The sequence below is a fragment of the Megasphaera sp. MJR8396C genome (assembly GCF_001546855.1).
Classification (GTDB): domain Bacteria; phylum Bacillota; class Negativicutes; order Veillonellales; family Megasphaeraceae; genus Megasphaera.
Window position 1 is genome coordinate 30,969 of the sequence record NZ_KQ958189.1, and the last position, 398, is coordinate 31,366.

Here is a 398-nt window from a genome sequence, read left to right on the forward strand (position 1 = left end):
TTCTGCCTACATCATCGGGCAGTTGACGATACCCGTTTTGCCACGGAGATTTACTCCGAGGCAGTCATTTTCTCTCGTAACGCGGGTGATTGTCTCCAGAAATCCACATCGAACCAAGAAGCTGGATATTCATAGCTCCGATACGATCATCATTGGATTGGTATCCGCACTGGCAGCGATACAGGTGTTGGTGAGGCTTACGGTGTTCCTTATGGATAGTAGCGCACTTCGGGCAACGCTGAGAGGTGTATTTTGCCGAGACTTTCAATACTTCCGAGCGATTTTCGTGAGCCTTGTAGGTCAGAAATTGTTCAAGCTGATAGAAAGGCCAGCTTCTCAGGTCGTAATTCTGTTTGGCTGTTTTGGAGAGATTTGTTTCCTCAAAGCTGACACCTGTC

At 47.7% G+C, this 398-nt stretch carries 1 protein-coding gene; it reads right to left on the bottom strand.

Annotation, left to right across the window (positions count from 1 at the left end; genetic code table 11):
- Positions 1-64 precede the first annotated feature (64 nt).
- Positions 65-398, bottom strand: a 334-nt coding sequence (locus HMPREF3201_RS12000; protein ID WP_231726832.1) for a transposase, incomplete at its 5' end; no start/stop codon positions are given.